Below are 7,519 nucleotides of genomic sequence, written 5' to 3'. Positions count from 1 at the left end.
GCCGCGGCGGGCACGCGCCCTGCGCCGCGGCGAGCCAGCACCCCAGCTCGGCGAGGACGCCGAGGCCGCCGGCGGGAACGGCCATCGCGTCGTGCCGGGCCACGGCGGCGCGCCTGGCCTCGGCGTCGGGCGAGGGCACCTCGGGGAGGTCGGGTGAGGTCACGCGCTCTTCCTACCGGGCCGTCACCTGAGCCGTACGGGCAGCCCGGCCACGAGGAGCAGCACCTCGTCGCACACCGCCGCGAGCGCGGCGTTGGCCGCGCCCAGCTCGTCGCGGAACAGCCGGCCCGAGCGCGTCTCCGGGACGACCCCCAGGCCCACCTCCGCGGAGACGATCACGAGCTCACCCGGGGCCTCGGCCACCGCCCTGACCAGGGCGGCGACCGCCTCGCCGACCGACGGCGGGAGCGGCCGGGCGTCCCAGGCGCCGGCGTCGTCGAGGATCCCGGTGAGCCAGGTGGCGAGGTCGTCCACGAGCAGGACCCCGCCGCGGGCGATCTCCGCGACGAGGTCCGGGTCCTCGACGGTGGTCCACCCGGCCGGACGACGGGCGCGGTGCGACTCGATCCGCGCGTCCCAGTCCGCGTCGCCCCGATGCCGGCGGGCGGTGGCGGCGTAGCGGACCTCGGCGTCGGCGGGCAGCAGGTCCTCCGCATAGCGGGACTTTCCGGACCGGGTCCCGCCCAGGACCAGCGTGCGCGTCACGCGATCACGCTAGCTCAGCCGAAGCGGCCGGCCAGGTCCGTCACCAGCAGCACCAGGAACAGCGCGGACGCCGCGCCGAGCAGGATGTTGGACAGCCAGCCCGAACGCCCCTCGCCGACGACGCGCTTCGAGTTCAGCAGCAGCAGCAACGTGATCGCGAGGAACGGCATGAACACCGAGCCCAGCACGCCGTAGACGAGCGTGAGGCCGAAGGGCTTGTCGATGAACAGCAGCGCCATCGGCGGCAGCGTCAGCCAGAGCAGGTACCCGCGGAACGGCAGCGACTTCTCGACGGCGACGGCCTTGTACCCCTTCTCGTCGGCCTTCCTCGCCTCGCCGGGCACCACGGCCTCGGCGCCCACCTCCGCCGCGGCGCCGTGCGGCAGCCGGATGATCCGCACCCAGTCCGCGAACAGCAGGCTGACGCCGTTCCACACGCCGAGCAGGGACGTGGAGGTCACGGCGAGGAAGCCGACCAGGAAGAGGATCCGGGACCAGTCGCCGTAGCGCTCGGCCAGCGCGGTACCGAGGGTCAGCAGACCGCTGTCGGACTCGGTGAGGTTCTGGCCGAACAGGATCGTGGAGCCGACGATCAGCATCGCGACCACGAAGATGCCGGTCATGACGTACCCGACGGCGTTGTCCAGCCGCATCATCGACAGCCAGCCGGTGCCCTTCCAGCCCTTCGCGAACAACCAGTAGCCGTAGGCCGCCATCGTGATCGTGCCACCGACGCCGCCGATCAGGCCGAGCACGTAGACCGCCGAGCCGTCCGGCAGACGAGGGACGAGACCGTCGGCCAGGTTGCCCAGGTCGGGCGAGACGAGGACCGCGATGGACACGACGGAGACGAACTTGATCAGCACCAGCACCGTCATGAACTTCTCGAAGAAGTGGTACCGCTGCGCCCACACCAGGGCGAGCCCGACGACGCCGGCGATCATCGCCCAGTACCGCACGGACAGGCCGCCGAACAGGGCGTTGAGGGGCAGCCCGACGGCGGACATGGCCGTCGCGCCGTAGACGAAGCCCCAGATCACGATGTAGACGCCGAAGAAGCCGGTGGCCCAGCGGCCGAGCCGGCGCCAGCCGTCGAGCAGGGTGGAGCCGGAGGCGAGGTGCCAGCGGCCGACGCCCTCGCCGAGCGCGAGCTTGAGGGCGGTGCCGAGGAGCGCGGCCCACAGCAGGGCGGTGCCGTACTCCGCGCCCGCGACCATGGTCGCGACGAGGTCCCCGGCGCCGACGCCGGTGGCGGCCGCGAGCAGGCCGGGTCCGAGCTGTCTGAACTTCGCCTTCGCCCCGGTGGGCGGCGTGGGCGGTAGGAAGGCCTCGGTCCTACGGGGTGACGCCTCGGTCATGGGCTACCGCTCCTCGTCGCGTCGGAGATACAGCGCCGGAGATGTCCGACCACGGTAGGAGCGTCCGGTTCCGGACGCAGGCCGGGGCGTTAGGGTTCCCGGTCATGGCGTTCCGATGGAGGTACCTCGACGCGAGCGGCGCGGAGACCGCCCCGCCCGCCGACGCACCCGAGGAGTTCGACGACCAGGCCGAGGCCGAGGCGTGGTTCGGCGACACCTGGGAGGACCTGCGGGAAGCCGGGATCGACGCCGTCGACCTGCTCGACGACTCCGGGGAGAAGGTCTACGGGCCGATGTCGCTGCAGGAGGGCTAGACCGGGATCAGTCCCCGATCAGACCTGAGCCCCGCGCTGCACCTTGGGCTTCGGAACTCGCAGCTTGCGCAGCTGGCTGGCGCGGGTGAAGGCGTACCAGCCGGTGCCCAGGCCGCTGATGTTCTCCTCCGGGAACTTCGCGCGGGCCTTCTTGGTGGTCCGGATCCCGAGCGTGACGCCCTCGGCGACCATCACCGCGAGCGCGACCAGGCTGAACAGGCTCAGGTACTGCTGCGCCGCGGGGATCGGCAGCAGCACCGAGATCAGCACGACCACGGCGAGCGGCATGAACAGGCCCATGAGGTGCGGGCGGGAGTCCACGACGTCGCGCACGTAGGCCTTGACCGGTCCGCGGTCCCGGGGGAGCAGGACCTTGTCGTCGCCCGCGTCCATCCGACGGCGACGCTCGGTGGCCTGCGCGCGCCGTTCGTCCTTGTTCGGGCGGTTCTGCCGCGCGAGCTTCGACGCCTCGCGCTGCGTCCGCGGCGGGGCCGGTGCCGGCCCGCGGCGGCGGCCCTCCGCGTCGCGGCGCTTGGGGGTGGGGCGGCCCTTCCCGACCGACTTCCCCCCGACGCGCACCCCGTCGGCGTCGGCGGACGGCTTGGCGTCGGCCTGGGTCACGGTCGTTGACGGCTCGTCGGAGCGGCGCAGGAACCTCACGTGGCACAGCGTACGGGCTGAGCTGGGCCGTTACCCTGCCGCCCGTGCGCGTACTGGTGGCCCCGTCGTCCTTCGCCGGAACGCTCGGCGCGGTGGAGGCGGCGCGGCGATCGCGGAGGGCTGGAGGCGGGGCGCACCGGGCGACGAGACCACGGTGCTGCCGCTCCCGGACGTCGAACCTCCCGGCCTCGAGGCCGCGTTCGACGGCCGACCGGGGCTCGTGCTCACCGGGGAGGGCTGCTTCGACCCTCGCGGCGCTCACCGCGCACGTCGGCACGCAGTGGAGCCGGTGACTCGGATCACCGTGCGGACGGCGTCGTCACGGCCGCCGGGCTGACCGACACCGGATCGGACGCCTACTATGGTCGGCGAGACACGGCACGATTCCCGGCGACGTCGGGAACAGATCTGACCCCGTGTGCTGTTGGGAGAGGTCATGACCGTCGAGAACACCGTCCAGAGCGACGCCGCGACCGAGACGCACGGTGTCGAGCTCACCGACAACGCCGCGATCAAGGCCCGCACCCTGCTGGAGCAGGAGGGCCGGGACGACATGCACCTGCGCATCGCCGTCCAGCCCGGTGGCTGCGCGGGCCTGCGCTACCAGCTCTTCTTCGACGACCGGTCCCTCGACGGCGATCTGTTCCGCGACTACCACGGCCTCAAGGTCGGCGTGGACCGGATGAGCGCGCCGTACCTGCAGGGTGCGGTCATCGACTTCGTCGACACCATCGAGAAGCAGGGCTTCACGATCGACAACCCGAACGCCGGCGGCTCGTGCGCCTGCGGGGACTCGTTCAACTGAGCACCCGCCAGTAGTTCCACGGACCCCCGCGTCGGGGAGATCACCTCTCCTCGACGTGGGGGTCCGTGCTGTTCGGCGTAAGGTGACCGTCCGTGCGTATCGCCGTGACGGGTTCCATCGCCACCGACCATCTGATGCATTTCCCGGGAAGGTTCGCGGACCAGCTCGTCGCGGACCAGCTGCACCGGGTGTCGCTCAGCTTCCTGGTCGACGACCTCACGGTGAAGCGCGGCGGGGTCGCCGGCAACATCGCCTATGCCATGGGCGTGCTGGGCCGGTCGCCCGTCCTCGTGGGCGCGGTCGGCTCGGACTTCGCGGACTACCGCTCCTGGCTCGAGCGCCACGGCGTCGACACCGCCGGGATCCACGTGTTCCCCGACGTGCACACCGCGCGCTTCGTCTGCACCACGGACGACGACATGTGCCAGATCGCGTCCTTCTACGCCGGCGCGATGGCGCGGGCGAGGGAAATCGAGCTCGCGCCGGTCGCCGAGCGCGTCGGCGGGCTGGACCTGGTGCTGATCGGGGCCAACGACCCCGAGGGCATGCTCCGGCACACCGACGAGTGCCGCACCCGGGGCTACGCGTTCGCGGCGGACCCGTCCCAGCAGCTCGCCCGCATGGAGGGCCCGGAGATCCGCCGCCTCGTCGAGGGCGCGACCTACCTGCTGACCAACGACTACGAGTGGGAGCTCCTGCTCAAGAAGACCGGCTGGACCGCCAACGAGGTCGCGGCGAAGGTCGGCACCCGGGTCACCACGCTGGGCGAGGACGGCGTCCTGATCGTCGGGGCCGACGGCAGCGAGCTCAAGGTGGGCGTCGTCCCGGAGACCGGCAAGGTCGACCCGACGGGCGTCGGCGACGCCTTCCGCGCGGGCTTCCTCGCGGGCACGGCGAACGGCCTGTCCCTGGAGCGCGCCGCCCAGCTCGGCTCGCTCGTCGCGGTGCTGGTCCTGGAGACCGACGGACCGCAGGAGTGGAGCCTGGACCGCGAGTCCGCGCTCGTCCGCCTCCGGGACGCGTACGGCCCCGACGCCGCGAACGAGATCGCCCCCCTCCTCCCCGCCTGACCCGACCGGCCCGGCCCGGACCGCTCCGCGAGCCGGCCCCAGGGCCCCGCGAGTCGCGCTCCACGACCGGGCGAGGCGCGACCTGGGATCCTGCGGTCGCGACCTGGGGCCTCGCGGGTCGGACCCGGGCGGATCTGCCCGATCCCGCGCTCGTGGCCGCAGGGTTCGGTGGGCCCCGCTCCTCGGAGGCCTGCACGACGGGCGCGCGCCACGGGCCTGGTGGATTCGGACCTGCGCGCTTCGGGCCGGGGGAGTCGACGGGGGACCGGGCTTCTGACCTGCGCGATACCCCTGAGTCCGGCCGGTCCGGCCGGCCGGGGCCGCGTGCGGCGCGGAGGTACAGGGCATACCGCGACCCGTCGGTCCCTGAAGCGCGACTCGGAGGCCGCTGAAGCGCGGCGCGCGAGCCGGTGGTACCGACTCGCGCGCCCTTAGGCGCCGACTCGCGCGGCTGTACACCCCGACTCGCGGGGCCGCAGGCCGGCGGGCCGGGGGCCCGGCTAGATGCGGACGGGGTAGACCGGCTCCGGGATCTTCGGGCTGATCCGGCGCTCGACGAAGATGCCGTGCCAGAGCAGGAAGACCAGCAGGGTCCAGATCCGGCGGCTGTGGTCCACCGGGCCCTCCCGGTGCGCGTCGAGCAGGGACTGCACGGCCGGCAGGTCCACCAGGTGTCCCGCGTCCGAGTCCCGGATGATGTCCCGCGCCCAGGCGTACATCTCGTCGCGCAGCCAGTGCCGGATCGGGACCGGGAAGCCGAGCTTCTTCCGGTGCAGCACGTGCGGCGGGACGATGCCCTCGAGCGAGCGGCGCAGCGCGTACTTCGTGGTGCCCCGCGCGCCCGAGGTGATCTTCTGCTCCAGCGGCAGCGCCGAGGCGACCCTGAAGACCTCGGGGTCCAGGAACGGCACCCGCAGCTCGAGCGAGTTCGCCATGGTCATCTTGTCCGCCTTGACCAGGATGTCCCCGCGCAGCCAGGTGAACAGGTCCACGTGCTGCATCCGCGCGACGGCGTCCCACTTCTCCGACGCCTTGTAGTGCTCGGCGGTGACGTCGGCGTGGCTGACCCGCGGGTCGTACTGGCGCAGGATCGAGTGCAGCTGGTCGTCCCGGAAGATGCGGGCGTTGCCGTAGTAGCGCTGCTCCAGCGAGAGTGCGCCGCGCCGCAGCAGGTCCTTGCCGCGCAGGCCCTCGGGCAGGCGTCGCGACGCCCGGCCGAGCAACGGACGCAGCGTGCCGGGGACCTTCTCGAACGGGGCGAGCGACAACGGCTCGCGGTAGATCGTGTAGCCGCCGAACAGCTCGTCCGCGCCCTCGCCGGACAGGACGACCTTGACGTGGCGGCGCGCCTCGCGGGCGATGAACCACAGCGGGACCAGCGCCGGGTCCGCCACCGGGTCGTCGAGGTACCAGGTGATCAGCGGCAGAGCCTCCATCATCTCGTCCGCGGTCACGGTGCGGACCACGTGCTTGACGCCGATCGCCGCCGCGGACTCCGCCGCCACGTCGACCTCGGAGTAGCCCTCGCGCTCGAACCCGGTGGTGAAGGTGATCAGGTCCGGGTTGTGCTCCTTGGCCAGCGCCGCGATCGCCGTCGAGTCGATGCCGCCGGAGAGGAAGGCGCCCACCGTCACGTCGGCCCGCATGTGCTTGGCCACCGAGTCCCGCAGGACGTCCGCGATCTCGCCGTGCACGATGGCCTCGGCCTTCGCGCTGGCCGGCGCGTGCGACGGCAGCGACAGGAACGTCGGGGTGAAGTACCGCTTCTCGACGACCTCGCCGGTCGGCCGCACGGTGACGTGCGTGCCGGACTCGACGCGCCGGATCGAGCGGTGCAGGGTCCGCGGCTCGGGGACGTACTGCAGGGTCAGGTAGAGCTGCAACGCGGCCGGGTCCAGATCGCTCAGGATGCCCAGCTCGCCGGCGAGCTCGAGAAGGCTCTTCTTCTCGCTGGCGAACGCCGTGCCGGTCGGCCCGGTGGCGTAGAACAGCGGCTTGATGCCGAAGGGGTCCCGCGCGCAGAAGAGCAGGCGCTCCTCGGCGTCCCAGATCAGGAACGAGAACATCCCGCGCAGCCGGGGGACCGCGTCCGCACCCCAGTGGTGGTAGGCGGCCACGACGGCCTCGGTGTCGCCCTCGGTCGCGAAGGTGGCGCCGTGGTCGCGGGCCAGCTCCTCGCGCAGCTCGAGGTAGTTGTAGATCTCGCCGTTGAAGATGATCGTGTAGCGCCCACCCTCGTACTGCAACGGCTGGTGGGAGCCGTCCACGTCGATGATCGACAAGCGGTTGAACCCCAGTACGACGTCGTCGTCGTTCCAGGTTCCGCTCTCGTCGGGGCCCCGGTGTCGTTGACACCTCAGAGCCTCCGCGATCGGTCCGGTCCGGTCGGCCGCGTCAGCCCCGGCGGTCAGCAGTCCCAGCAAGCCGCACACAGCGAGCAAGTATGCGCAAGCACTCCCGGACGTGCCGCGGCGGTCCCCTCTTGAGACCCCGGACGCGCCGTCGACCGATCTGCTCGGCTAGGCTCTACGCCAGGTCGAAAGTGCGGGTTCCGCGGGCTCGGCCGATGTGGTGACGTTCCGGCGGAACCGCAGGTGGACAGGTTCT

The 7,519-nt window shown here is 72.2% G+C and carries 8 protein-coding genes; 3 read left to right on the top strand and 5 right to left on the bottom strand.

The window, feature by feature from the left end:
- The 3 genes from JWP64_RS05525 to JWP64_RS05515 all read right to left on the bottom strand — a co-directional run.
- A partial coding sequence (locus JWP64_RS05525; protein WP_297493071.1) for a nicotinate-nucleotide--dimethylbenzimidazole phosphoribosyltransferase occupies positions 1-139 on the bottom strand: 139 nt, incomplete at its 3' end.
- Positions 140-183: 44 nt separating this feature from the next.
- A complete protein-coding gene (locus JWP64_RS05520; RefSeq protein WP_297493063.1) occupies positions 184-705 on the bottom strand; it encodes a bifunctional adenosylcobinamide kinase/adenosylcobinamide-phosphate guanylyltransferase in 522 nt (173 codons plus the stop codon).
- Between the two features lie 14 nt (positions 706-719).
- Positions 720-2,063, bottom strand: coding sequence for an Nramp family divalent metal transporter (locus JWP64_RS05515; RefSeq protein ID WP_297493061.1), 1,344 nt, complete (start codon positions 2,061-2,063; stop codon positions 720-722).
- A gap of 104 nt (positions 2,064-2,167) precedes the next feature.
- Between JWP64_RS05515 and JWP64_RS05510 the strand changes: the two genes are divergently transcribed.
- A complete protein-coding gene (locus JWP64_RS05510; protein WP_297493058.1) occupies positions 2,168-2,377 on the top strand; it encodes a hypothetical protein in 210 nt (69 codons plus the stop codon).
- A gap of 18 nt (positions 2,378-2,395) precedes the next feature.
- Here JWP64_RS05510 and JWP64_RS05505 read toward each other — a convergent pair whose 3' ends face one another.
- Complete coding sequence (locus JWP64_RS05505) at positions 2,396-2,998, bottom strand: DUF3043 domain-containing protein (protein WP_297493068.1); 603 nt, start codon at positions 2,996-2,998, stop codon at positions 2,396-2,398.
- Positions 2,999-3,473: 475 nt separating this feature from the next.
- Here JWP64_RS05505 and JWP64_RS05500 point away from each other — a divergent pair, with 475 nt between their 5' ends.
- Positions 3,474-3,842, top strand: coding sequence for an iron-sulfur cluster assembly accessory protein (locus JWP64_RS05500; protein WP_297493056.1), 369 nt, complete (start codon positions 3,474-3,476; stop codon positions 3,840-3,842).
- A gap of 134 nt (positions 3,843-3,976) precedes the next feature.
- Entirely contained in the window at positions 3,977-4,912 is a 936-nt protein-coding gene (locus JWP64_RS05495; protein WP_297493066.1) for a carbohydrate kinase family protein, read from the top strand.
- 500 nt (positions 4,913-5,412) lie between these two features.
- On the opposite strand, the gene asnB is transcribed toward JWP64_RS05495, so the two are convergent.
- Entirely contained in the window at positions 5,413-7,344 is a 1,932-nt protein-coding gene (gene asnB, locus JWP64_RS05490) for an asparagine synthase (glutamine-hydrolyzing) (RefSeq protein ID WP_297493055.1), read from the bottom strand.
- Between the last annotated feature and the right edge of the window lie 175 nt (positions 7,345-7,519).

The organism is Pseudonocardia sp., from assembly GCF_025465255.1.
Classification (GTDB): domain Bacteria; phylum Actinomycetota; class Actinomycetes; order Mycobacteriales; family Pseudonocardiaceae; genus Pseudonocardia.
Note: the sequence above shows the minus strand (reverse complement) of the source record. Positions and strands in the feature narration are given on the sequence as shown.